Origin of the sequence: Pontibacter qinzhouensis (genome assembly GCF_008017455.1) — a bacterium.
GTDB classification, from domain to species: domain Bacteria; phylum Bacteroidota; class Bacteroidia; order Cytophagales; family Hymenobacteraceae; genus Pontibacter; species Pontibacter qinzhouensis.
On record NZ_VRTY01000085.1, the window covers coordinates 1 to 26,828 of the forward strand.

At 45.4% G+C, this 26,828-nt stretch carries 17 protein-coding genes and 1 pseudogene; 14 read left to right on the forward strand and 4 right to left on the reverse strand.

All coding sequences use genetic code 11. The annotated features are described in order from the left end of the window. The first annotated feature begins 60 nt into the window (after positions 1–60). From FVR03_RS18310 to FVR03_RS18355, 10 genes and pseudogenes are all read left to right on the forward strand, one after another. Positions 61–771: an HAD-IC family P-type ATPase gene (locus tag FVR03_RS18310; protein ID WP_369410464.1), complete on the forward strand. Its 711-nt coding sequence runs from the start codon at positions 61–63 to the stop codon at positions 769–771. Between the two features lie 134 nt (positions 772–905). Further along, entirely contained in the window at positions 906–1,118 is a 213-nt protein-coding gene (locus tag FVR03_RS18315; protein ID WP_147923223.1) for a heavy-metal-associated domain-containing protein, read from the forward strand. Positions 1,119–1,274: 156 nt separating this feature from the next. Beyond that, positions 1,275–1,756: pseudogene (locus FVR03_RS25295) on the forward strand (IS701 family transposase); the annotation flags it as partial. 169 nt (positions 1,757–1,925) lie between these two features. Further along, positions 1,926–2,216, forward strand: a complete 291-nt coding sequence (locus FVR03_RS18325; RefSeq protein WP_147923225.1) for a hypothetical protein — start codon at positions 1,926–1,928, stop codon at positions 2,214–2,216. Between the two features lie 349 nt (positions 2,217–2,565). Then, on the forward strand, positions 2,566–2,922 hold the full coding sequence (locus FVR03_RS18330) for a hypothetical protein (protein WP_187270212.1): 357 nt from the start codon (positions 2,566–2,568) through the stop codon (positions 2,920–2,922). A gap of 125 nt (positions 2,923–3,047) precedes the next feature. Next, entirely contained in the window at positions 3,048–3,707 is a 660-nt protein-coding gene (locus FVR03_RS18335) for a DedA family protein (protein WP_147923227.1), read from the forward strand. A gap of 24 nt (positions 3,708–3,731) precedes the next feature. Further along, positions 3,732–4,808 (forward strand): lysylphosphatidylglycerol synthase transmembrane domain-containing protein, encoded by a 1,077-nt coding sequence (locus FVR03_RS18340; RefSeq protein ID WP_147923228.1) that lies wholly within the window; start codon positions 3,732–3,734, stop codon positions 4,806–4,808. A 30-nt stretch (positions 4,809–4,838) separates the two neighbouring features. Beyond that, entirely contained in the window at positions 4,839–6,605 is a 1,767-nt protein-coding gene (locus tag FVR03_RS18345) for an amino acid permease (protein WP_147923229.1), read from the forward strand. 474 nt (positions 6,606–7,079) lie between these two features. Beyond that, positions 7,080–8,567, forward strand: a complete 1,488-nt coding sequence (locus tag FVR03_RS18350; protein ID WP_147923230.1) for an amino acid permease — start codon at positions 7,080–7,082, stop codon at positions 8,565–8,567. 60 nt (positions 8,568–8,627) lie between these two features. Then, on the forward strand, positions 8,628–10,259 hold the full coding sequence (locus FVR03_RS18355; RefSeq protein WP_147923231.1) for a sodium/sugar symporter: 1,632 nt from the start codon (positions 8,628–8,630) through the stop codon (positions 10,257–10,259). A gap of 358 nt (positions 10,260–10,617) precedes the next feature. Here the strand turns inward: FVR03_RS18355 and FVR03_RS18360 are convergent, their stop codons facing one another. The 4 genes from FVR03_RS18360 to FVR03_RS18375 all read right to left on the reverse strand — a co-directional run bounded on the left by FVR03_RS18360 (position 10,618) and on the right by FVR03_RS18375 (position 20,599). Next, positions 10,618–11,856 carry a cation:proton antiporter gene (locus tag FVR03_RS18360; protein WP_147923232.1) on the reverse strand — a complete coding sequence of 413 codons (1,239 nt, stop codon included), beginning with the start codon at positions 11,854–11,856 and terminating at the stop codon, positions 10,618–10,620. A 1,032-nt stretch (positions 11,857–12,888) separates the two neighbouring features. Continuing rightward, positions 12,889–13,914 carry a PorP/SprF family type IX secretion system membrane protein gene (locus FVR03_RS18365; protein ID WP_147923233.1) on the reverse strand — a complete coding sequence of 342 codons (1,026 nt, stop codon included), beginning with the start codon at positions 13,912–13,914 and terminating at the stop codon, positions 12,889–12,891. 9 nt (positions 13,915–13,923) lie between these two features. After that, positions 13,924–14,280 (reverse strand): T9SS type B sorting domain-containing protein, encoded by a 357-nt coding sequence (locus tag FVR03_RS18370; protein WP_147923234.1) that lies wholly within the window; start codon positions 14,278–14,280, stop codon positions 13,924–13,926. 136 nt (positions 14,281–14,416) lie between these two features. Continuing rightward, complete coding sequence (locus FVR03_RS18375) at positions 14,417–20,599, reverse strand: DUF8696 domain-containing protein (protein WP_187270213.1); 6,183 nt, start codon at positions 20,597–20,599, stop codon at positions 14,417–14,419. A 1,783-nt stretch (positions 20,600–22,382) separates the two neighbouring features. Here FVR03_RS18375 and FVR03_RS18380 point away from each other — a divergent pair. From FVR03_RS18380 to rfbC, 4 genes are all read left to right on the forward strand, one after another. After that, positions 22,383–23,774 (forward strand): undecaprenyl-phosphate glucose phosphotransferase, encoded by a 1,392-nt coding sequence (locus FVR03_RS18380; protein ID WP_147923236.1) that lies wholly within the window; start codon positions 22,383–22,385, stop codon positions 23,772–23,774. Then, the gene (locus FVR03_RS18385; protein WP_147923237.1) at positions 23,764–24,588 is read left to right on the forward strand and encodes a WecB/TagA/CpsF family glycosyltransferase; all 825 of its coding nucleotides are present in this window, start codon (positions 23,764–23,766) and stop codon (positions 24,586–24,588) included. The genes FVR03_RS18380 and FVR03_RS18385 overlap by 11 nt, the downstream gene beginning before the upstream one ends. Before the next feature lie 449 nt (positions 24,589–25,037). Continuing rightward, positions 25,038–25,841: a glucose-1-phosphate cytidylyltransferase gene (rfbF, locus tag FVR03_RS18390; protein ID WP_147923238.1), complete on the forward strand. Its 804-nt coding sequence runs from the start codon at positions 25,038–25,040 to the stop codon at positions 25,839–25,841. A 182-nt stretch (positions 25,842–26,023) separates the two neighbouring features. After that, the gene (rfbC, locus tag FVR03_RS18395) at positions 26,024–26,578 is read left to right on the forward strand and encodes a dTDP-4-dehydrorhamnose 3,5-epimerase (protein WP_147923239.1); all 555 of its coding nucleotides are present in this window, start codon (positions 26,024–26,026) and stop codon (positions 26,576–26,578) included. Positions 26,579–26,828 lie beyond the last annotated feature (250 nt).

The following is a 26,828-nucleotide window of genomic DNA, read 5'->3' on the forward strand; positions in this document are numbered from 1 at the left end:
TCTTGAAGCTGGTACTTTTTATTTTTGCCTACACCATCAACAGATGTGTATAATCGCAACTTGAATTATTTAGCAGGAAACGAAAAGCTGTTCCGGCAGAATGGTATAGACCTACCCGCAGAGTTGCTGCAGGCGGCACAGGACTTGCAGCAACAGGCAAAAACAGCTATATTCTTCGGAGATACTACCACTGCTCTTGCCGTTTTTGCTGTAAGCGATCCGATAAAGCCCACAGCAGCCGAGGGGATTAAGGCGCTGCAGGCCATTGGCATAGAAGTGTACATGCTCACCGGCGATAACCAGCAAACAGCAGCAGCCGTTGCCGGGCAGGTTAACATAACAAACTATAAAGCTGAGATGCTGCCAAACGAGAAAGCCGAATTTGTGAAAGCGCTGCAACAACAAGGCAAAACCATCGCAATGGTCGGAGATGGCATAAACGATGCACAGGCACTGGCGCTGGCCGACGTAAGCATCGCCATGGGCCAGGGAACAGATGTGGCCATGGATGTAGCCGGAATTACCCTAATGCGCTCCGACCTGAACCAGGTTGCCGCAGCCATTACCTTATCGCGGGCTACAGTGCGAACCATCCGGCAGAACCTGTTTTGGGCTTTTTTCTACAACGTTATCTGCATACCGGTGGCAGCAGGTCTTCTTTTCCCATTCACAGGTTTTCTGCTGAACCCGATGATAGCCGGTGCTGCCATGGCTTTAAGTTCGGTATCGGTAGTAGGCAACAGCCTGCGCCTGAAATCAGTTAAGATATAGCCTCTAACCCTTGACTAAAAATTATCAAAATTGCTTCTGAAGGCCATTTTGATTTAAATAATCTGCCTGGATACTCCATTAAGCAAAACCTCATAAAATAGACGATTAAACTTTAATTCATAAATTAAACAAACATGAAAACCTACAAATTTAAAACAACCATAAACTGCGGAAGCTGTGTTAGAGCTATTACACCTCATTTTAATAAGCTGGAAGGAGTAACAGAATGGAAAGTAGACACGGATAATCCTGATAAAGTGCTCGAAGTGAAAACTGAAACACTCGATGCCCAAACCATTCAAAACACGGTTCAAAAAGCCTGGTTTAAAGCAGAGGCTATAGCTTAAAGCAGCCAAAAGTATTGCTGCCTGGTTGGAACCCTAGTCCTATTTTAGATGGATATAGCTTTGAAATGTTATATCCATCTAAAACAGGACTTTGCAAAAGTAACCCAAAGGTTGAAAATCGATAAAAGCAGGAGGAGGTAATAGAGCCATGAAGACATAACTCCTTTCCTCCTAAGCCTTCGCATCTTTGATGGCACTGTGCTCGACAAGTGGCACTTACGGGTTCTGGGCCTGGTGAGGCAGCAATATGTGTATCAACGTGCGCTGTCTCATCAAAGGCATCGGCATGGTCAACTGCCTCTACCTGGACCTTATCAATCAGCAGAGTTCTGGCTCCTGAAATTCCGTATTTTCAACCCCGATACGAACGGCAAGAGCAAGCCGGACCACGTGCTGGACAGCTGGTACGCCACCACCATTTTGGAGAAATACCTGCTAAAGGAGGGAAAGGCCTTTTATTACCCAATCAAGAGCAGCAGGAAGGTTGATTACGCTGCAGGCTGAAATAGAGCATCGAGCAGCATTACGGTGAGGTGAAACAGCTCATGGTTATAGAGGAGTCGCGGTGTCGCCTGGCAAGGGCACAACGAAACCATATATTTGCCGCGGCACTGGTATGGACCAGGCTCAAGTGCCTGCCGTGTTTTCTCAGGAGCACTATGCTTCTAACGCCATTTCTTTCAGGCTCTATCCCCGGGTCTTTACAAATATTTTAGAAAATCATTTGCTAATGCCCTATACAATCTACTACATTTACGGGTAATGTCGGGCATTGGAGCCATACCTAATAAACTGTGCTACCCTATCTTGTGGTTAGTCCTAACGCTGCTGTTTTCCCTGCAGATGCAGCCAGGGCATGTCTTTTATGAGGCAAAACACCGCCACGCCGATACAAACAGGGAACTACAACTGGAGCAGGGGATAGAAGTAGCTTCTGCACAAGGTGTGTTGCATGAAATGAATATTAATTTTATTACGGCTGTCATCCTTTTCCTGCTGCTTTCAGTTGTTCTTTTTACGCGTAAAGTAGAATTCTTTACTGGCCACTTTTCCCTTGCTGCCAACTACTGGGGCTGCATTGTTCCTCAAGGTCCCTAAGCTCATTTCTTTACTTTTTCCCATTATTCCGTGCCGGAGCCTGGTGCTCAGGTGGCAGGGCTTCCTGTGCCAGTTGGCTGCTATGAAACAGGCATGAATATGCAGTAATAGTACTGTATAATGGCACCGGTATTCCTGCTGCTTGCTGCACACATGGTAGTTATGTCGCTGCCGGGTCAAAATAGTAATGTGAATTTTGGGTTTAACTAGTTAATACAAGACAGCATCAAAAACAATAGATTACAATTTGCTGAAATATTATTCTGCTTTTTAAGAGTTGGTCTTCCTGCTGAGAAATTATATGAAATTATTTAATTCTTTATTTCAGTTTACCTTTTACCTTTGCTGTATGGGTGCAAAGAGCAAAGCCATGAAAGTTAAGTCATGGTGGCTACTGGCTATTGTAGCCAGCTTGCTTTTGCATATTGTTACTCCCAGTATAGCCAGACCAGAAATTAATTTGCCATCCCACCAGACTTCTGTAAAAAAGGCTGAACATGTCCCTCAAATCATGGTTGTGCAGAGGAAGAACCAATCGGAGACTCTGAAAGACTTTCAGCCTGAGAAATTGTTCAAAGCCAAAATGCTGGCTTATTTGTTGAAGCAGCTCTTTTCATTGCTTTGCTCTTACAGCGCCCCGCTTAAAAGTTCGACTGTCCCTTATCTTTTTTCTCCATCTGATTCCATTTTCCTCAAAGGGCCTTAGCTGTCTTTAAATTTTCTGGTAATTTAGTTGGAGCTCGTAATCTTACTCCGGAAGTTTGAAAAAGATACATACAACATTTGCCGGATACTTTCTTTTTTTCCTCTTTTTAATTTTGTACTATCCTTATGGAATTTATTCAATACTTGCTGGATTTCATCCTGCATATAGACCAGCATCTGGTGCAACTTTCTAATGAATACCAAGGCTGGCTGTACCTGGTGTTATTTCTAATAATTTTCTGCGAAACAGGTTTGGTCGTTACTCCCTTTCTACCCGGCGATTCATTGCTCTTTGCTGTGGGGGCATTGGCTGCTAACCCATCATCGGGCTTGAGCCTGGCTTTACTGCTGGTGTTGCTTTGCACGGCCGCCATTGTGGGCGATTCTGTTAACTATTATTTAGGCTCAAAATTAGGCAGCCAATTCTATCTGCGCGATTTCTGGTTCCTGAAAAGATCGCATATAGCGCAAACGCAACGTTTTTATGCCAAGTACGGAGGGCGTACAATTATATATGCTCGTTTTGTACCTATTGTTCGTACGTTTGCCCCTTTTGTGGCCGGTATTGGGAAAATGGATTTTAAGCGTTTTTTCTTTTTTAATGTAACAGGTGCTTTGGTCTGGGTTATATTCTTTACAGTAGCAGGTTACTTGTTTGGCAATATCCCGGCGATAAAAAACAATTTCACGTTGCTTATCCTGGCTATTATCGTTTTGTCCATGCTGCCACCGGTGCTGGGTATCATAAAGGCACGGTTTGGTGTTAAAAAAGAACCGGTAGGGTAGTAGTAGCGCTTTTATATTACAGGAATGGCTTTAAACGAACAAACGCTTCAGGAGCAGTTCTCCTTAAAAAAAGTGTTGTTGCCTATGCTGCTGGGGTTGAGCATAGTCGGGTACATGCTCTATCGGAACTATGAGCCGGCACAATTACAGATTCTCCGGCAGGCCAGCCCGTTATGGCTCGGTATTACCTTGCTGGTTCTTTTTATCCGCGATTTCGGCTATATATACCGCATCCGTTCTGTAACAGACAAGGCTCTTTCCTGGCGCCAGAGTTTTAGCGTGATCATGCTATGGGAGTTTGCCTCCTGTGCGCTCCCATCGGTGGTAGGCGGCTCCACTGTGGCCGCTTTTATGCTGATGAAAGAGAAGATACCGCTTGGCAAATCGATTGCCCAGGTAATGGTAACAGCCATGCTCGATAACCTGTATTTTGTAGTAACGGTGCCTGTGGTGTTGTTAATGGTGGGCAGCAGTGCCTTACCGGCTAACGATGTAGTAGGAGAGGCCATCCGGACAGGGTTGGCTACTGCCTTTGCTGTTAGTTACCTGTTGGTGACATTGTATGCCTTCCTGATGGGGTATGCGCTGCTTCTGAATCCGCGGGCCGTTAAAAGGTTGCTGTTGCGGCTAAGCAGGTTACGGTGGCTTAAGCGCTGGCGCCTCACCCTTTTTAACCATGCAAACGAATTACTGATTGCCTCGCAGCATCTGCGCCATAAAGGAGCAGGCTATTGGTGGCGTGCCAGCATTTCCACCGCCTTTGTCTGGACAGCCCGGTATGCTATAATCGGTTGCCTTATAGCTGCGTTTACACAACTTGCCCTTCAGGAGCATATACTACTGTTTTCCCGTAACCTGATTTATAAAATAGTGCTGATGATGTCGATAACACCGGGTGCAGCAGGAGTGGCAGAAATAGCCTTCCCGGCTTTTTTCGGAATGTTTTTGGGAAGTTTTACCACCATCGTTGTATTGCTGTACAGGCTGCTTACTTATTACCTCTACCTGCTGATGGGCGCGCTTGTTTTCCCCCGGTGGGCCAGCCGTGTTTTCAGCAAGATAGGAAGAAGAGCGGACCAGGCAGCGGTGCCGGCAGAGTAATCAAAATTTATAACCGGAAAATCAAGCAAAATGCGGCAAATACTGCATAATGTCAGGAGAAGAAAATCGGTGGCAGCTGTTTTAGAAAGTTTGCACAATGAAGAAACTTCTGGAGGAAATCAACTGGTACGAACCCTGCGCCTCAAAGACCTGCTTGCCTTTGGTATTGCTGCGATCATAGGTGCGGGTATTTTCAGTACGATTGGTAACGCGAGTGCGGCTGGCGGACCTGCTGTTTCGCTGCTGTTTATTTTTACCGCCCTTGCCTGCGGTTTTTCTGCGCTGTGTTATGCCCAGTTTGCTTCCGCTATACCGGTGGCTGGTAGCGCCTATACTTATGCTTACACCTCGTTCGGGGAGCTGGTAGCCTGGATTATTGGCTGGGACCTGCTTATGGAGTACGCCATCGGGAACATAGCCGTAGCCATTTCCTGGTCCGATTATTTTACTGCCATGCTGGATGGAGTCGGGTTGCCTGTTCCGGCTTACCTGACGATGGATTACCTGAGTGCCTCCCGGGGCTATACCGAAGTAACTGCTCTTCTGGCTGGCGGACAGACAGTAGCAGACATTCCGGCTGCTGCTTTTAAAGCGTATGAGGCGTGGTTATACGCACCTGCTTTGGGTGGCATAAAGCTTATTGCCGATGTGCCTGCCCTCGGAATAACTGCCCTGATCACATACCTGGTATACGTAGGGGTAAAGGAATCGAAGCGGGCGGCTAACCTGCTGGTTGTGCTGAAACTTGTTGTAATTCTTCTGGTTATTGCAGTAGGGGCTTTTTATGTACAGCCTGCCAACTGGAATCCTTTTGCGCCCAATGGCATATCAGGTGTCCTGAAAGGGGTTTCGGCTGTTTTCTTTGCCTATATTGGCTTTGATGCCATCTCTACCACAGCAGAAGAATGCCGGAACCCGAAGCTCGACCTGCCCCTGGCCATGATGCTGACGCTGGTGGTATGTACGGTGCTGTATGTGCTGCTGGCCCTGGTGCTAACCGGCATGGTACCTTACCACGAACTGGCTGTAGGCGATCCGCTGGCCTTTGTATTTGCAAGGGTAAACCTGCCTGCCATGGCCGGTATAATAGCTATCAGCGCCGTAATTGCCATGGCCAGTGTGCTGCTGGTGTTTCAGTACGGGCAGCCCCGCATATGGATGAGTATGAGCCGCGATGGCCTGTTGCCAAAGGCCTTCTCACGTATTCATCCAAAACACAAAACACCCTCTTTTGCCACAATAGTAACCGGTTTTGTAGTAGCAGTACCTGCCCTGTTTATGAACCTGACCGAAGTGACGGATTTAACCAGCATTGGTACGCTGTTCGCCTTTGTGCTGGTATGTGGAGGCATTCTGGTGCAGGATTTTAAACAGGAAACCCCGGCTGCCGGTAAAGGATTCCGGGTGCCTTATATTAACGGTAAATATGTGTTGCCTTTCCTGCTGATCATACTCCTGGCACTGTTGCAGGCCTTTCACCCGGAGGGAATAGCAGGTTTTATGAACATACTAGGAGGATCTGACGGGGTAACTACCTGGGAGGAATGGAAACATAAACTTCCATTGGCAGGATTTATTATAGTAACGATGGCAATGACCGTGCTAACCTACAGGCACCGGCTTTCGCTGATTCCGGTATTGGGTTTGCTCACCAACCTTTACCTGATGACTGAATTGGGAATTACCAACTGGAGCCGCTTCCTGATCTGGCTTTTGTTAGGCATGGTGGTGTACTGTTGTTACGGCTACTGGAACAGCAGACTTGCCAAACCCAACGAGAAGGAAAGTCAATCATAATGAAACGTAGCAACATGCGAACCTGCTGGAATAAGGTGCTATGGGTATTCGGGATGCTGGTTGGGGCAACCCTTTGTGCCTGTGCCCATGCTCAAGTACCACCTCAGGAAGTTGCAGTTGATGCGCAGGGGCTGGAATGCCTGTATGAGGTAACGCCGCATGTGCCAATACCCTGGCTAAGTCAAAAGCCTGAGCAGCAGGTAGTGGATAGCAAACTACACGATAGACTGTTTCCCCATCTGCAAAGGAACAGTATATTACTTCCCATCTTTATTACAGCCTGTTTAGCTATTGTTCCAGAAGGTGCACTTTACCCTGTGTGCTCACTGCGTTACAGGCTTCAGCCTAATGGCCCCTGACATGGTGTTTATGTTCTAGATAGTACAATTTTCTGCAGGATCGTATCGGCTATTGTTGGCCCTTACCGATTGTTGCTGCCTTTATTTCTGTCTTTTCTGTTTTCCCACAAACACCATGTCTAAAAACATTTTTGCGACAAAGTCTGTCGCACACCTCATCCGTGAATCTGAGAGCGGTGAGAACGGGCTGAAGCGTACGCTCTCGGCGACTAACCTGACCATGTTAGGCATCGGTGCCATTATTGGTGCCGGTATTTTCGTATTGACTGGTACTGCGGCTGCCAATGCTGCCGGGCCTGCCATTGTGTTGTCTTTTATTGTAGCCGGTTTAGGTTGCCTGTTCGCTGGCTTATGCTATGCAGAGTTTGCCTCCATGATTCCGATTGCCGGTAGTGCCTACACGTATGGCTACGCTACCTTAGGAGAGTTCGTCGCCTGGATTATTGGCTGGGACCTGATACTGGAGTACCTTTTTGGTGCTGCTACGGTTGCAGTAGGCTGGAGCGGAAACTTTGTAAGCCTGCTCAACTCCCTTGGGATATCGGTTCCTGTGGCTATAGCCAGTGCCCCTCTCGCATACGATGGCAGCTCCTTTGCCTTTACAGGATCCTACATAAACCTGCCGGCAGTACTGCTGATCTTGGTAATGACCTGTTTACTGGTAGTTGGCATACAGGAGTCGGCGCGGTTCAATAACCTGGTTGTCGTAATTAAAATTGCCATTGTGCTGCTGGTCATTGCCTTCGGGTTCCGCTATGTGGATGCTGCCAACTGGGAACCGTTTATACCAGCCCGGGAGATTTTGCCTGATGGAGGTGCCCGCTATGGCTGGCAGGGTATCATACAGGGGGCGGCCATTGTCTTCTTTTCCTACATCGGGTTCGATGCAGTAAGTACGGCCGCACAGGAGGCTAAGAACCCGCAACGTGATATGCCTGTTGGTATGCTGATGTCGCTTGGCATTTGTACGCTGCTCTATGTGCTGATGTCGCTGGTGCTGACTGGTCTGACATCTTACAGCAACCTGAATGTGCCTGACCCGGTACTGGTGGCGCTGGAAGCAGCAGGCCCGGCCCTGAAATGGCTTTATTTTTTTACCGGGATAGGGGCAGTAGCCGGTCTGGCTTCTGTTGTGCTGGTGATGCTGATGGGACAGCCGCGTATTTTCTTCGCCATGTCACGCGACGGGCTGTTGCCGTCTCTTTTCGGGAAAGTGCACCACAAGTATAAAACGCCTTATGTTACTACCATTGTTTCAGGTGTTATAGCCGCTATAGTGGCCGGTATCTTCCCGATTGGCCTTTTAGGGGAACTGGTAAGTATAGGAACCTTACTGGCTTTTGTCATTGTATGTGGCGGTATCATTGTACTGCGCTACCGTAGCCCGCACCTTCACCGTCCGTTCCGGACTCCTTTTGTACCGCTTGTACCCTTGCTGGGCATCCTTATCTGCGGCTATATGATGCTGAACCTCGGTTTCGATACCTGGCTTCGTCTGATTATCTGGATGGCTATCGGCGTATTGGTTTACCTCTTTTACGGCCGTCACCACAGTAAGCTGCGGAACTCTGCAGAAGGTAAGGATCCTGTTCCGCTTCCCTAAATAAATACTTCTTTTTATTATAAAAATTACCCAACCACATTAAATTTAATTGTATCAGACATGCAGCTTATAGATTATTTTGTTTTCCTGGTTTACTTTGTTCTGGTATCAGGATACGGCATTTACATATACCGAAAGCACAGGGTGCTGGAGGCCGATTCCAAGGACTACTTTCTGGCAGAAGGCTCCCTCACCTGGTGGGCGATCGGGGCTTCTCTTATCGCTTCCAACATCTCAGCAGAGCAGTTCATAGGCATGTCTGGCTCTGGCTTTGCCATGGGGCTGGCTGTTTCGGCTTATGAATGGATGGCGGCACTTACCCTGGTATTAGTAGCCGTGTTTTTCCTCCCGATTTACCTCAAAAACAACATTTACACCATGCCACAGTTTCTCTCACAGCGCTACAACACGCTGGTGAGTACACTTATGGCTATTTTTTGGCTGCTGGTGTACGTGTTCGTGAACCTGACGTCTATCCTGTACCTGGGGGCATTGGCTATCGAAACCATTACAGGCATCGGTTTTACCTGGTGTGTGTACGGGTTAGCCATTTTTGCGATTATTATTACCCTGGGCGGCATGAAAGTAATTGGCTTTACAGACGTATTCCAGGTGTTTGTGCTGATCTGCGGTGGCCTGGCCACAACTTACCTGGCCCTCGACCTTGTAGCGCAAGAGTTTGGTGGTTCCGGGTTTATAGATGGCCTTACATTCATGACCCGCGAAGCATCCTCTCATTTTCATATGATCCTGAACAAAGGGCAGCTTACCATTCCGGACGGCATGGGAGGCACCAGGGATGCGTACATGGATTTACCGGGGCTTTCTGTATTGGTGGGCGGTTTATGGATCACGAACCTGAGCTACTGGGGAGCCAACCAGTATATTGTGCAGCGGGCGTTGGGTGCCGACCTTAAAACCGGGCGTAGCGGCCTGTTGTTTGCCGCTTTCCTGAAAATGCTGATGCCAGTTATTGTGGTATTGCCGGGTATTGCCGCCTACGTGCTCTACCAGCAAGGTATGTTTCAGGAGGAAATGGCCAACGACCTGGGGCACGTGAAGCCTGACCATGCATACCCGGTGCTATTAAATCTGCTGCCAAACGGCCTGAGAGGTTTATCGTTTGCGGCACTCACGGCTGCCATTGTGGCTTCGCTGGCTGGTAAGGCAAACAGTATTTCAACCATTTTCACGCTCGATATCTACAACAAGTTTATACGGCCGGGTTCCAGCGAGAAACAGCTGGTAATGGTAGGAAAGATAACTGTTGTGGTGGCTTCTTTGATTGGTGTAGTGGTGGCACCATCGCTGCGGAATCTTGACCAGGGCTTCCAGTACATTCAGGAGTACACCGGCTTTATTTCACCGGGTGTGCTGGCCATTTTCCTGCTGGGCTTCTTCTGGAAGCGTACCACCGCGCTGGCCGCTGTAGTGGCTGCAGTACTTACCATTCCTATGTCCACTTTCCTCAAATTTCAGTTCCCGGAAATCCCGTTCCTCGACCGCATGGGCATTGTTTTCCTGGTGCTGGCAGCGCTGATGGTCCTTATAACCCTGCTCGACCCTAAGAGCAAAAACAACCCGAAAGGCCTGGTGGTTGAACCTGCCATGTTCAAACCTAATGCTGGGTTTATAGTAGGTTCGGTCATTATTTGTGGTATGCTGGCTGCCCTGTATATCGTGTTCTGGTAAAAACAACCTGTAACAGCACCGTCCGCTGCGCCCCATAAGCTATGCTGCAGTGTTTCGGTGCTGTTACAGGTTATCTAATCTATGAGATTGGGTTGGTAGCAATTATTCTAATGAAATTGGCCTTCTGAAGCTTTTTCATCAGAATTTTGCCAAGGGTGTATCCTGCATTTTTTACTTGAATATATGTAAATACTCTTAAGTAAGTTCTGCCACACTACGTGCATGCAAATTAGCTTTAGCTAAAAAGTTAGAACAGGATACAAGCCACTCTGCAATTATTCCAACGAAATTGGCCTTCTGAAGCTTTTTCATCAGAATTTTGCCAAGGGTGTATCCTGCCTATTTTACTTACATGCACTTAGGCTAAAACCTTGTTCGATAATTTTCCGACTGTTAGACCTTGCACTACAATAGAGAATACCACTACAAAGTAGGTCATCTCCAGGAGCAGCTCTTTGTAGGTTGGGTCTGTTACAGATAGCACTAAGGCAATGGAGACACCTCCGCGCAAACCTCCCCATACTAACACCGTAAGCGTGCCTTTGCTTAATTTAGGGTTGAATGGCACAATAAGCGAAGGAATCCAGATGGAAATAAAGCGTGCAACGAGTACCACTGCAATGGCAACAACTGAGATAAGCCAGTAAGTCTCAAAGTCCGGGATCAACAGCAGCTCGAAACCGATAAACAGGAACAGAATAGCATTCATTACCTCGTCCAGCAGTTCCCAGAACTTGGTGATATAATCTTTGGTGAGCGTAGACATAGCCACTTTCTTTCCATAATTACCAATAATAAGTCCGGCAGCCACCATGGTAAGAGGACCTGATATATGCATGGCATGTGCAATCAGGTAGCCTCCCATCACAACAGACAGCGTGATCAGGACGGAGACGATGTAATCGTCTATGCCTTTCATCGCCTTCGATGCCGTATAACCCAGTAGTACACCCAGGAACAACCCTCCCAATGCCTCTTTTGCCAGGAGCCAGGAGATGGAGCCCAATGAAATTTGTGTGTCCGGGGTTTGTGTCAGTTGCAGGAGCACGGCAAAGAGCACCACAGCCACGCCATCGTTAAAAAGCGACTCACCGGTTATTTTCGTTTCCAAAGACTTATTTACATTGGCTTTTTTAAGAATGCCCAAAACTGCAATCGGGTCGGTGGGAGAGATTAAGGCCCCAAACAACAAACAGTACATAAAGGGTATATCAACCCCAAAAAAAGGCGTTATAAAATATACCATTCCCCCGATAACAAATGTTGACAGAATAACGCTGATCGTAGAGAAAGTGAGCACAGGCAGGCGCTGCTCCCGAAGATCAGCGAAGTTAACATGTATGGCACCGGCAAAGAGCAGGAAGTTCAGCATGGCACCCATCAGCACCTCCGTAAAGTCCAGTTCTGATATAAGCATAAACAATCTGCCTGTAGTTTCCGGGAAAATGCTATTGCCGGCAAACCTGATGATAATGGAGGCTATAATGGCCATCAGCATGATGCCGATAGTAGATGGTAACTTAATAAACCTGTGGTTTACGTAGGCAAACAAAGAAGCAAGAACAATAAGGACTGAAAATGAATAGTATAACTCCATAGTTTAAAGAAAACGAACCTTTATGAGAATATTTAAAACAATAGTGCTCTTTGGGAAAACAAAATAGTTAATAGAAAATAAACCTGCGGAAATACCTAAAGGGAGTATTGCCCCATGCCGTGAAAATGATAAATCTTGCTGGCATATTGGGTCAAGCTGGTTGTACTGTTTTCGGAACTTGTAGGGTTGGGCAGGCGCAATTATTTTAGTGTCTTTTTTTCTAACCATTAACAGTTGATGATTTTGATGTGGAAAGTTTACTTCCGTTAAAATTTAGTATGGGATACCTGATTAATATTAGAGCTTATTTATGTACTAGAAACCAAATATAATTTAATATTAATAGAGTTTATAACATATATAGAAGTTTCTGTATTCAGATTAACAGGACTGCCCTTGCCCGCTTTCTGCTTTTTGTTTCTCTTAATGGCGAGTTTTTAGCTCGTGGCAGCAATATATTTATAAGAATATAGATACCTTAAAATTTGACATAAACTTAAATTAATACTATAAATAAAGTAAATATAACGTGCTTTTCAGTTTAAACAGTAAAGTTTTAATGGTACCAAAGAAGTAAGCTGGTTTAAAAATCTATTCAGTATGTTCAGACTTCTTAAAAATCAAGCTATTTCTCAGTTCAATTTAAAGAAATCTTTTTAGCATTACTTCTTTAGACTATGCTGAAAGCCGGTGATTAACTGATGATGCTGTTTGAGAGGGAGTAAGAATTAGAAGATGGTAAGTACATAGTTGAATGGGTGTGGTCCAGGCTCAGGAGCTGGCTTATGCTTACAACCAGATTGTATACCTAATAAAAATGCCTTGCTAGACAATTCTCTCTCAGCAACTGCTAAAGCTAGACATTGCATATACTTAAAGTTCTAAAGTCCGAAAAATCATTCACATTGCGTTTTAACAGAAACGGCAGGCTTTCGTGGCCTGCCGTTTCTGTTAAAACGCAATGTGAATGATGGCTAAAAGTGTGTTGTTATGGATGATGAATTGTTCTAAGCTAATTTTAGAAAAGATGTTCTACCAGGCCCAGTTCGGGCAGAGAACTTTGGCAGCATTCCGAAGTTTTAATCCGACTACTACTTCATGGCTGCCGGAGTTGGTGCCCCGAAGTGGAGATGTGCCTGCATCATAAGAATAGGCAACATCTAATAGCGGACTAACGTTAACCCCGGCCATGGCAGCTACTGCTTCGTTGTGCCGGTACGAAACTCCTGCCCAGATTCTGTCGGCATACATCACCTTCATATTAGCATCTACAGAAGCGGGACTGGGAGAGGCCATTTTAACCATCACCGATGGAATGACTGCAATACCAGGTGCCGCGTTTATTCTGTAACCGGCAGTAGTATAAAAGTGCTGCTGCAACGCACCAGACTGGTCGGCACCACTGTTGCTGGTTATAATGTATTCGCGCTGGCTGGGGAGCAACTGAGAACCGGCAACACCTACATAAAAATTCTGGGAATAGAGCCAGAAACCCATGTTAAGGTCAAACTTTGTTTCGTTGGCACGTCCGTCGTTTAGGGCTGGGTCATTCATATTCACGGCTCTTATCCGGCTAGGGTCAAGGCTATATTGGATGAGGCCTGGTGCCACACCCGCCGACAGTCGTATGGATCGTGTTATAGGCTGATGGTAGGCATAGCTGAAGCTAAGGCTGCTCCTTTTCAGTACACCAGTTTTTGTTGTCATGGCGGTGGCACCGATACCATGGTGCGCCTTCACCCGGCGGTACACATTCGTCCTTTTGGTGGTCGATTCTTTCGGCATATCCTTAAATTTTCTGCTGCCATAGTTCGTCGTCATATCCTTGTTCAAGGGCATGTGCACAGTGGTATAATACGTAACCGGTGCGCCTTCCAAGCCACTCCACTGGTGCCTCGATCCGAATTTAACGTCAGTATAGTCTTCAATTCCTGAAATGGCAGGGTTTGCCAGGTAGTTGTTGAGGGTATATTGCGAAAACTGCGGCTTTTGTTGTGCCAGTACCGGACTAGCAGCCAGCACCAGCACAGCTAAACAGGCGAGTATAAGTTTGTTCATGTAGGTTAATTATTTAACAATGGTCACCGATCCTGAAATAGGTTTATCTTTATTGTTGTTGAAATGAATAACATAATAATAACTAGCTGTTGGCAATACATTTCCCTGGTGTTTGCCATCCCAGGGCCGCGGATACCCATCTGAGGTAAAAACAAGTGATCCCCATTGGTTAAATACCTGCACTTTGCAGGTTGTTATCTCTGCGAGACCTTTAATTTCCCAGGTATCATTTATACCATCTCTGTTCGGCGTAAAGGTGTTCGGAATATTTTTCCGTAGCAGCTGCACATCTGTTGTTTGTTGCTGTGCCAAAACGCTACCAGTTAAAAAGAGCATAACTATGCCCGTTGCTAAAAGCTTGTTCATAAAAAGGTGTTAGAAATGTTTCAATCCGGATTTGCGACATCCTTCGTAACAAAGGATGTCGCAAATATAGCGGAAGTATTGTATTTTAAAAATGCTATAGATCAATTGAAAATAGGCTGCTGATCATCACATAATTTTACTTTACAATAGAAACACTTCCTGACAATGGTTTTTCTGTAGCATCCAGGCGAATAATGTAATAATAAGTTGCCATTGGCAGATCCTGACCATGAAAGCGGCCATCCCATGGAGTTTTATAGCCTTCGGAGGTATATACTAAGGTACCCCACTGGTTAAATACCTGCACCTGGCAATTGGTATATTGGGTCAGGTGCGGAATCTCCCAGAAATCGTTGATGCCATCGCTGTTAGGTGTAAAAGTGTTTGGTATATCAACTGCAGGCAACACGGTTACCACTACCTCGTCTGTAGACACGCACCCTTCTTTTGTTTTTACTGTTACAGTATAGGTTGTCGTTACCTCCGGCGAAGCCACAGGAGAGGCAGAAGTCGGGTCGTTCAGCCCAATGGCCGGAGACCAGGAGTAGCTTGTGCCGCCACTAGCTTTTAAGGTAGCATTTCTTCCTTTTACAAAGATTACGTCAGGTCCGGCATCGGCAGTTGGCGACGTAACCGTTACTGTAACTGCCTTCCGCTCACCGGCACAAGACAGGGTCACTTCCTGAACATAGTAGGTGGTAGAAGACGTAAGCACTGGTGTTTCGAAATTGGAGCCTGTATGAATAGGGCTTCCTCCGGTTGCTGTTGTAAACCACTCCAGCTTGCCACCTGTTCCTTTTGCTCTCAGTTCAGTGCTGGTATTAAAGCAAATGCCCACCTGGTCTGCTGTTGGTGCTTTAGGCAATTGGTTAATGGTAATGGCCACAACATCGCTTATCAGCTTGTCGCACGACTCTGACGATACCACACGTCTGTACCATGTGTTGCGGGTAAGTTCACCTGGTGCATAATCAGCGCCTGTGTTGTTGCCTGCCGCAGTCGTAAAACCGTTGGTAGGGCTGGTGGTACTACTTTCCCAAAGGTAAGTATAGCTGCCGCTACCACCTGTCGGCATAGAACCGGTTAGCCTGGTCGGAGCTGTTCCGTAGCAAATGGTTTGGCTGGAACTGATTTTGTTGTTCGCCATGGCTGGTTTAACAGAAATCAGAACCGCAGCACTTGTATCTGTAAACGGACCCGAAATTACTACTCTGCGGAACCAGGTGTTCTGTGTTAAGGCAGCCGGAGCATAGTCTTTGCCGGCATTGGCTCCCTGTGCTGTTACGAAACCAACGGTAGCTCCTTTGGTACTTGCCTGCCATAAAAATAAATAGTTTCCTTCTCCGCCACCTGGTGTGGTGCCTGTCAGCATCGTAGGTTTGTTGCCGTAGCAAATGGTTTGGCTGGCCTGCACCGTGTTGCTCGTCACATCTGGTATAACTGATATTTTAATGGCCGGTGAAATATCCACACAACCACCGGAGGTTACCGTGCGTCTGAACCAGGTCGTGGCTGTCAGGGCCTGCGGCGCATAATGCATATCGTTGCGGGTACCACTTACCGGGGCAAAACCTGTGTCAGCACCTTCGGTGCTGCTCTCCCAGGCGTAGGTGTATTTACCACTACCGCCAGTTGGCTGCGAACCGGTGAGAGCAGAAGGTTTCTGACCGGCATAAATATTCTGAGCGAAGGCCACTGTGTTTCTGGCAATATCCGGTGATACCGTAATGCGTACTGCCTCTGAAACCCTGGAGCAGGCACCAGAACGCACTACCCTGCGAAACCAGGTCGTTGTGGTAAGTGCTGCCGGCGCAAAGTCTTTGGCAGTTGCACCCGCTATGTCAGTAAAGGGGCCATTCTGGTTATCGGTAGCGTATTGCCATTGGTACGTAAAATCACCTACGCTTCCTTTTGGTTGCGACCCTATGAGAGGGGCTGGTACGGTGCTAAAACAAATAACCTGTTGTTCCGATACCGAATTTTCTGTTATTGCCTGATTGACATCTACTTTTACAGCTTCAGAAACATCGGAGCATTGTCCGGATGCTGCACGCCTGCGGAACCAGGTGGTTTTTTCGAGTGCAGGCGACTGATAATTGATGTTGGTGTTACTGCCTGCTGCCGCTGTAAAAGTAGTGCCGTCCAGACTGCTTTCCCACAAATAAGTAAAAGTGTTATCTCCTCCGGTTGGCTTTGGGCCTGCCAGCAGAGAAGGTGCTTCACCGGCGCAAATGGTTTGAGCTGATGAGGTAAGCATATTTCCTGCAATTTTAGGTTGCACTGTTATTTTTACAGCTGCGCTGGCATGTCGTGCACAAGGATCAGATACAACCACCCTCCTGAAAAACATGGTACCTTCAAGTGGAGTGGGGGCAGCGTAGTTTGCTGAGGTGTTTTCGCCGGCTGCTGGTTTGTAGTCGGTTTCCTGACCAGTGCTGCTGCTTTCCCAGAGGAAGGTATAGTTGCCAGACCCTCCGGCCGGAGAAGTAGCTGTTAGCGGCTGGAACACATCGCCCATACAAATCGTCTGCGACTGGCTCACAATATTATTTGTAAGCGCTGGTAATACCTTTACCGGTTGACTGATGCTTGCCTCGCAGGCACCTGCTGATACTACTCTTCTGTACCAGAGTATCTGGTTGTAGAAAGAAGGAGTATAGTTGGGATTGTGGTTTTGGCCAGGTGCTATTTTAAAGTTATTGCCATCGGTGCTTACCTGCCAGTCGTACCTGTAGTTGCCATTTCCGCCGGTAGGTTGGCTACCGGTTAAGGTAATGGTGGCACCACTTACAGCACAAACTTCCGAATCTCCGGCTACGGTGTTTGAGGCAATAGGCTGATCAACTGTAATTTTAATAATCTGCTCACTGATCTTGCTTTCACATGTGCCGGATTTTACAATGCGCCTGAACCAGGTGGTTTGAGTTAACACGCCTGGGCTGTAATTCTGCTCATTGTTTCTGCCGGCAACCGGTTCAAAAGTTCCTGCCACTGGTTCAAAGCCATCAACTTTGCCGCTGGTGCTGCTTTCCCAGAGATACTCATATCTGCCGTTACCTCCGGCTGGCAATTCACCTTTTAACTCAGGAGCTTCGCTACCAGCGCAGATGCTGCTGTTGCCGGTAATAAGCACGTTGTTAGTGATAATAGGAGTAACAGAAACCAGAACAGGTTCTGAATAATCAGTACAGGCAGCTGAAACAGCCACTCTTCTGAAGTAGGTGCTGCGGCTAAGGGCGGCAGGAGCATAGCTTTCTGCAGTGGCACCGGATATTACAGCATAACCAGACTTTTCAGATAAACTGCTTTCCCAACGATAGGTAAAGGTGCCATTTCCGCCTTCAGGCTGACTACCAGTTAAAGAATCTGGTGTCTGGCCCGCGCAAATGGTATGAGGCTCAGAAATGGTATTTTCTGTAATTACTGGCAAAACCGTCACCTGCACTTCCGTACGTGGGCCGGCACAACCAGCTATTAAGCCTTCTACCACGAAAATAGTGGTGGCAGAAACAGCAGGTGTGTACTCTTTGCCCGCCTTGCTCGTGTGCAAAAAGGTGCCATCTGAGCTGTACCAGTTATACTGCTCTGCCGTGCCTATAGCAATCAGGTTGGCGGTGCCAGGCCCGCAGAGAAAAACAGGCTCTACTTGAGGTGCAGGTGTTTGAGGGCGCACAACAACCATTACTTCTTGCCGGCTGCTGGCGCAACCGTTCTCAGCGTGTGTCTCTGCCAAGTATTTGGTGTTTTCAGTTAACGGACCAGTAGGGAAAGAATTGCCACTATACAACTGCTTACCGGCTTCGTTGTACCATACCACAGTGCCTTCGGGGTTCTTTGCCTCCAGTGTGGTAGAGGCGCCGTAGCAGATAGTAGCGCTTACAATGGCGGGTACAGCTGGTAGTGGTTTAACGGTAATGGTCGTCTGATCGGTTGTAAAGCAGGTTCCGGTATAATAGGTATAAGTTAGGGTGTAAGTTCCTGCTCTGCCTGGTGTAAAAGTGCCATCTTTGGTAACGTGCTCTGATCCACTCCAGAGTCCGCCGGCAGGAGTTGCCTGCATGGCAAAGGAGCCACTGTTCAGACAAACTTCTTTGTCGTCTTCAGCCTCAGCAATCAAAGCCTCTCTCACAGAGACAGTCAGTTCATCGAAATTGGTACAGCCAGAGGCATCGGTATAGGTGTACCGGAGAGTAAATTCACCTTTGCCAGCTGGTAAAAACGTGTTATCTGCTACATGCGGGCCACTCCAGGTACCGCCTGCTGGTTGCCCTTTAAGCTGCACTGGTTCCGGGTTATCGCATACAATAAGATTAGGGCCAGCCTCTACTTGCGGAAGTGGTTTAACAGTAACGGTAACAGTGGCTGTGTTGCTGCAGCCGGTGCTTTCATCGTAGCCTGTAACGGTATAAGTTGTTGTAACGGCCGGAGAGGCCATTACTTCAGCACCAGTTGTCGCATTTAATCCAGTAGTTGGCTGCCAGGTATAGGTAGTGGCACCAGAAGCGGTTAAAGTAGCAGTTGCCTGGCCTAAGCAAATAGCTTGTGTGGCACTGCTCACTGTTACTGTTGGGAGTGGTTTTACAATAACCGTAAAGGTTTTGGTACTGGAGCAGCCTGTGGCCGAATTTGTTCCTCTAACGGTATAGGTGGTGGTAACAGTAGGCTTTACTGTTACTTTATTTCCTGTTGTGGCGGTTAAACCTGCAGCTGCCTGCCATTTATAGGAGGTGGCCCCAGATACTGTTAAAGTTGTCTCTTCACCGATGCAAAGCTCTGGTTTGGCCGCTGTAATAACAAGTTCTGGCGTAGGATTAATGGTAATGCGTTGCTTGGCAGGTGCAGCTGATTCTCCGCACTCGTTTAATGCATAGGCCCATACCTCATACACCGTTTGCATGTTGGTTGCAGCCGGGAAAGAGATGGTAGGATACTGGCTGCTGCTGCTGTTGTCGTCAAAACTCGCAACGCCACTGCCTGTAAGTGTTTTAACCTCCCATTTATAACCTGTTATAGTTCCAAAGTTTGCATTGTAAACAGGCGTATGCTTGGCATTATCAGGTGAGAACGCCAGGCTGGTGGTGCCGCAGTAGGGGGCAGGTGCTGGAGGAAGTGTTGCTAAGGGTTTTCCTTTAACTGTTACAGGTACTGTTTGCATGCCGTTTGGAGCACATCCGTTACTCACGGTTAACGAAATGTTATAGTTGCCAGCATTAGTAAAAGAAAATCTGGGCTCCACTGAGTTAGCAGTAGTACCCCCTGCAAAACTCCAGCCTGTAGCAGCTGTTCCGTCTGCTTTGGTTACAGCCCAGGTCCGGGTAATATTCTCTCCCTCAGATGCATCTGTTACAGTAATAGTTGCTGGCGTACATCCTGTGTCTGGCTGTTGGTTTAAAGTGAACTTGGCGGTAGGAGGGCTTGTGATAGTAATAGCCATCTCTTTGGTGCTGCCGGTGCAGGATGAGTTCGGGTCTTCCGGGCTTACCGCCAGTTTAATCAGATACTGGCCGGGTTCTGTAAAAACAACTACAGGTTTTTTAGCATGTACGTTTCCGCTCTGGATATACCAACCAGTAGCAGGCTCTATGCTCCACTCGGTTTTATGTGTCGATAAATTTAAAGAGGCATCATAGCCGCTGTTAGATACATCGTTTATGGTGATAGGCTGATTTACACAGCCTGTTTTAGAAGCGAGCCCAATATCTGCCACAGGTCCTTTAGAAATTCGAATGCCCGTCCAGGTGGCGCTAACATTGGAGCAAGGGTTCGAGGCTGTGGCAGATAAGGTAAAACCTCCTGGTTTATCGTGCGATGACTCGTTAAAGGTATGGTCAATATAAGGCCTGGCTAGCAACTCCGCATGTGTCAGGGAGAGGGTGGGGGTACCATCGTTAAAAAAGAAGGTATAGACCGTATGAGGGGAGTTGCGCTCAAAACTGTTGATGTCGAACCTATAGGTAGCAGGGGCACAGTCGGTCGTATTGCCCGCGTTTGATAGACCAATGCCAGGGTTACTTCCAAAAAAGACCTGTTCTGTTTTAGTTTGCACACAGCCGTCGTCACTGGTAACAGTCAGGACAAGGTTGTAAAGCCCGGCAAGCCGATACACGTGGCTCGTTTTGTCGAAGTTCTTACCGAAAGTGCTCGTATTGCCATCGCCCCAGTTGATCTGGTAAGTAGCATTTGTAGCCTTCGTGGTAGAGGCATTTTCGATGGCCATGGTAAAGGTGGCCGTGCTACTGTTGCTGGTACAGTAGGTGAAATTGTAATTTGGGTTTTTGATGCTGGCATCAGGTTTCTGCTCGCAATTTGTCTGTGCCATCAACTCTGTGTTACAAACGATAACAAAGAGTGTAAGTAGGAGTGAAAGCATACCTGCCTTCTGTTTCGGTTTCATAGCTGAAAGCTCAAAAAGTAATTAGAGAGTTTCTTTAAATAGGAACTGGCTGAAATGGCACTAAACTTATCAGGTTTGGTTAGACAGGCTAAGCCCTATAAGGCAAGAACATGCTGATGCCAGTACAGTTTGAATGTTATTGAAGAGCTTTTGTATTTATAAATTACACTAAAAATAGAAATCTATATAGGTAACTTTTGAGATATCGGTGTAGGAATATTGTCATATAGTGCTATCTATAAAAGTCTTGGCTAAAAGAATAACATGTAATTTTGATTTTGTAGTCCTGAACTAAAATATTAAACCCATGTGTATGCAAATTCCACCAGTTTAAAATGCAGGATATGTACAATTTGATAAAAGAAATCCGATAGTAAATAGTTCACCAGAACATATAAAATTTTAGAATCCCGATTTATACGCTTTTAATAATGCAATAAATGTGTGAATTCGGAGATTTTACCACCACATTCATTTATTAAAAAGTGCTTATTGCTCACAAACACAATTTAAAGATCGGTGCCAGCAGCTAAGGTACTATTTAGTTAGTGACATGGAAAGCAGTTTTATTAGAATAATTGAAAATTTTTTGTTAGTCACCTATAGCTAAAAATCTGATTTTAAAATAGGTACTTAACTTTTATATCAGGTTTTCCCAAAATGGTACGGATTAAGTAAGCGGAAGTCTTTTCCGAACTTTTGCTTATTACATTACCTATATTCTACAACCTGATATAGTAGGAGAGGCCAGGCCTTAATGGCAGGGCTATAAGCATTCTCTTACAAGGGAAAAATTTTAATTTTACTAATAAATGGTTGTTAGTTGTATTTAACCCAGAGCAATTACATTTATCTTATTTTCTTATGCTAATATAAAGAAAGATCTATATTGTCTGCCTGCCACTGGTGCCACGTTCTTTGACTGGATGAGTTGCGGCAGATAAATCGGCTATGGATTCGCATATAGAAAGTAAGTGGAGGTTATGGGTTTTCCCATACCGGGAAATTTCACACCTAGCAAATATAAAACCAATAAAATTTTTGAAGTTCCAGTGAAGATTTTTGAATAAGTCCTGATTTGTACTTTTAGATTTATAGAAAAATCAATTATTACTACCTGCCATGCATTTTGTTTAAATATTTTAAATAGCATCAATCATATTGTTTATGACTGATAGCCAAAGGATTATGGCAAGAATGCTAATACTTTCGTTTTATCCACTAATTATATATAGTGTTGCCTATGTTGATTAAAAATCATTGATTATGAAATAATTAGATAGGTAGGAAGCCTGCTAAACATTATATTTAAAATAAAACCCGAATAGCTTAGCTCATTAGTTTGGTTGGATGAAATTACCAGGAAAAATGTATTTAATTTATATTATATAGATTTTAAATATATTTTATGGCTCATAATTAATCCATCCTTTCTAAATCCTAAAACCTAATAAAGGGTAAAGCGTAATAAACCATAACTCACACAATCGTGATCTAAATAACTAATTAAAGAAAAGCTTCTGCTTAATATTGACGAAGAAAAATATACCAAGAATTATCTGCTTAGCGCAGGGTATAATTGTGTTTGTCATTTTGTATAGGAACTGCGGTGAACAAGAGAGATGATGAAAGACTGGTTTTTAACAAATCGAAAATATTGAGCCTAAGTAATTAAAATCATATGATTAAATAAGTACAACAACAAGCCATGAATAAGTACCGACACTACTATAGCTTCAATAGAATACTATTATTAGCAATTGATATAACGCTAATTGCATTCGCCTTTAAGATTTCTAACCTATTCCGTTACGGCGACCTTGAACTAACACGGCAATACAGCATATTCTTTGTGTTGTTTGCGCTGGTTTGGTGGATCGTTTCCGGCTTCTCGAACTACGTTTTCAGAATAGATGCCTGGTTGCCAGTTGGTAAGAAATATGCCAACCTGATAAACGCATTTGTGCTGCATGCCATTATATTGGCAACATGTATCGTGATTTTTAATCTGGAAGAACTATCAAGATTATTACTGCTTTACACCTACCTGCTCACTGCAGCTTTAATTGGTGCTAACCGATTTATACTGCAACTTATTAATAAGTATTTCACTAAGTCAGATATGGCTTACTCACGGTTTGTGATTGTAGGTACAGGTCCTGCTGCCGTATCGCTGTACCAAACGTTCAGCAACGATAACCCTGGCACTAAGTTCATGGGCTTCTTCGATGATGCGCCAAACAAGAAAAACCCTTACCTGAACCTGGTTAAAGGCGGAACAGCTGATGTGAAAGAGTTTTGCCTTCAGAACGGTGTGGATGAGATTTATTATGCTCAGCCACTTAACAACAAAGAAGAGATCGATGATTTTGCGGAATTTGCTGATAACAACTTCCTCTACTTCAGAATGGTGCCTGATTTCAGTGCGATTGTGCAGCGCGATGTGAACATGTATTTCTACCAGAACATCCCGATGATCAGCATCCGTAGAGAGCCTCTTGAACTGGTGGCTAACCGTGTAATGAAACGCGCATTTGATATAGCTTTCTCGCTTTTCGTTATCCTTTTCATCTTCCCGATACTGCTCCCGATACTGGCTATTGCCATCAAAATCGACTCTAAAGGACCAATATTCTTTAAGCAGTTAAGACCAGGTAAGAAAAACAGGCTCTTTGTGTGCTATAAGTTCAGAACCATGCAGGTGAATAACCAGACGGAGGTGCAGGCAACGCAGCATGATCCGCGCGTTACCAGAGTTGGCCGCTTCCTGCGCAAATCTAACCTCGACGAAGTTCCTCAGTTCTTTAACGTACTGCTTGGCGATATGTCGGTAGTAGGGCCACGTCCGAACCTTGTATCGCAACTCGACCATTACTCTAAGGTAATTAACAAGTATCACATGAGACACTTTGTAACGCCTGGTATTACGGGTTACGCTCAAGTTAGCGGCTTCAGAGGTGAGACAAAGGAGCTAAAACTAATGGAGAAAAGAGTGGAGTATGATGTGAAGTACATGGAGAACTGGAGCTTCATGATGGATATGAAAATTATATTCCTGACAGTTTGGAACATGATTAAAGGTGAGAAAAATGCATATTAAGTTAGAAGACTTGCCTGCAGTTGTTCACAGTGAGCCTATAGGCGCTAAACGAAAACTTTTAACCTCTTTTATCTCAACCGGTAGCTTTGACACCTTCGTAGACCAGATCTTCTGGCTTACTGAAAATAAAAAATCATCTTATGTCTGCTTCGCCAACGTGCATATGCTGGTAGAAGCCTATAAAGACAAAGACTTTAACCAGATTCTGAACAACGCAGATGTTGCCACACCAGATGGTGGCCCGGTTTCTAAAATAATGAAGGCCTTTTACGGGCAGCATCAGGATAGGGTGGCAGGAATGGATTTACTGCCAAGGCTGTTACAAGAGGCGGCTGCCAAAGGAAAATCGGTGTACTTTTATGGCTCCACCGACACAGTTCTCGAAACTGTGGTTGCCAAGGCTAAACAAGAGAATCCTGCGCTTAAAGTTGCCGGCTACTACTCGCCTCCCTTCAGGAAATTAACTGAAGAAGAAGATGCTGATATTACCAATAGGATAAATAATGCCCAGCCGGACCTTGTTTTTGTGGCATTAGGTTGCCCAAAGCAGGAGCGCTGGATGGCTGAGCATAAAGATCGTGTAAACGCCTGTATGTTAGGTGTGGGGCAGGCATTCCTGACTTTTGCCGGCTTAGAGAAGCGGTTGCCAAAGTGGGCAAGAGATTTGTCGTTAGAATGGACTTACCGCTTGTACCTCGAGCCAAAAAGGCTTTGGAAAAGGTACCTCGTTACCAACAGCATGTTTGTGTTCCTTACACTCAAGATGCTGGTATCTCAAAACATCAGAACACAAAAAGTGCGGTCGGCGAGATAAGTCTTACCCTTGACAGTTTTAAGCTTAAAATCCTTTTGAAGGGTGTTTTCATTTAAATAATTTATAACAGTAAGACCTGCCAGAGCCTAGAGCCTGGCAGGTCTTACTGTTATATTCTAATTCTGAAAAAATTACCTGGCTGCTAATTTTACCTGGTTCATACATGTTAGAATTCTTTCATAGTTATTCAACCTCAAGAAAAGAATTAGCTTTTCAGGTTCCTGCCTATTACACTTTAAAACAACTTTGTGAGGTAGACCGTGGCTAAATTAAGACTCACGCTTTAGCAGGGATTATTAAAATAAAATTAAAATAATCTGAAAATTTAGATTTTACTATATCTAAAAATAAAGCTTCACGTATTGTAGCATTAACTGGATAGCTCATAAAAAAAGCATCCATAACATCTTCTAAACACCTTATTAATAAGAAACCCTTTACATCTATTTATGAAAGCAGTAATACTCGCAGGAGGCTACGGTACAAGAATTAGCGAAGAGAGCGGCGTAAGGCCAAAACCTATGGTAGAAATTGGTGGTAAGCCCATTCTCTGGCACATCATGAAAATATATTCCTCATACGGCATCAACGATTTTGTTATCTGCTGTGGGTACAAAGGCCATATGATCAAGGAGTACTTCTCCAATTATTTTCTTTATAACTCCGATGTTACTTTCGACATGCAGAACAACAGCATGCAGGTACACCAGAACAAAACTGAATCGTGGAAAGTAACGCTGGTAGACACCGGAGAAGGAACGTTAACAGGAGGCCGCCTGAAACGTGTGAAAGATTACCTTGAAAACGACACGTTCTGCTTAACTTATGGCGACGGTGTGAGCGATGTAAACATAGCAGATGCTATTGCTTATCATAAAGAGCAAGGTACTTTAGCTACACTTACTGCCGTGCAGCAGCCAGGTCGTTTTGGTGCCTTTACCTTAAGCTCAGAAGATACCAAAGTAAACCAGTTCAAAGAAAAACCAAAAGGTGGCGATATGCCCTGGATTAATGGTGGCTTTTTTGTGCTCGAGCCCGCTGTTCTGGATTATATAGAGGGCGATGAAACTACCTGGGAGCGTGAGCCGATGGAGAAACTGGCAGAAGAAGGAGAATTATCTGCTTACCGCCATACAGGTTTCTGGCAGCCCATGGATACCCTTCGCGACAAGCACCTGCTGGAGGACCTATGGCAGAGTGGAAATGCCCCATGGCATGTCTGGAAGAAAAAGCAATCAAGCGCTGTGCTTTAAAGCGTGGCGCTTCCTGATGAGTTGGCTGTAGCACCTGCATATTATTCACAGGGGCTAATAACAGGAGCTATAGCTTTGTGGGCACAGACAATAAATTAATTTTATAGGACGGCTGTGAGCAGATGTAGCAGGAAATAGCTTGCTGCCAAAAATCTTATTTTTATTTCAGAATAAAGGATTACATGATATTTACGGAAACGAAGTTAAAAGGCGCTTATATTGTTGATGTAAAGCGAATTGAAGACGATCGCGGATTTTTCGGGCGGGCCTGGTGCAAAAACGAGTTCGATGAATTGGGCTTGTCTTCGAATGTGGTGCAAACCAACCTCTCCTCTAACAAGAAAAAAGGCACTTTGCGCGGAATGCACTTCCAGGTAACGCCACACGCCGAATCTAAACTGGTGCGTTGCACACGAGGTGCTTTATACGATGTCATCATCGATTTACGCGAAGATTCGCCCACCTATATGCAATGGTTGGGCGTAGAATTAACTGCCGATAGCTTCAGGATGTTGTATGTGCCCGAAAACTTTGCACATGGCTTTCTTACCCTCCAGGACAACACCGATATTATGTACCAGGTAACGGAGTTTTATGCCCCGGCTGCCGAAAGAGGCATTCGTTACAACGACCCTTCATTTAACATAGCATGGCCCATGAAACCGCAGGTTATTTCTGAAAAAGATCTGGCTCATGCTGACTTTGTGCATGAACTGGCGAAGCCATTGAAAAGCTAATAAAATCTTTTTTTACGTTTTCTGGATTCCTGACCGTTCTATGCGGTCAAGGGGTTCCTGCTTCACTATTGTTAAACTTACTTGCCTGCTGCTTCAGCAAAAGAATTAAAGGTAGTTGTACCAGACACATCTTTCCTGAAATCACCAAGGAAAGCGTGTCTCGTGCAAAAAGCAATTATTTAATTCAAGTTGCGATTATACACATCTGTTGATGGTGTAGGCAAAAATAAAAAGTACCAGCTTCAAGATA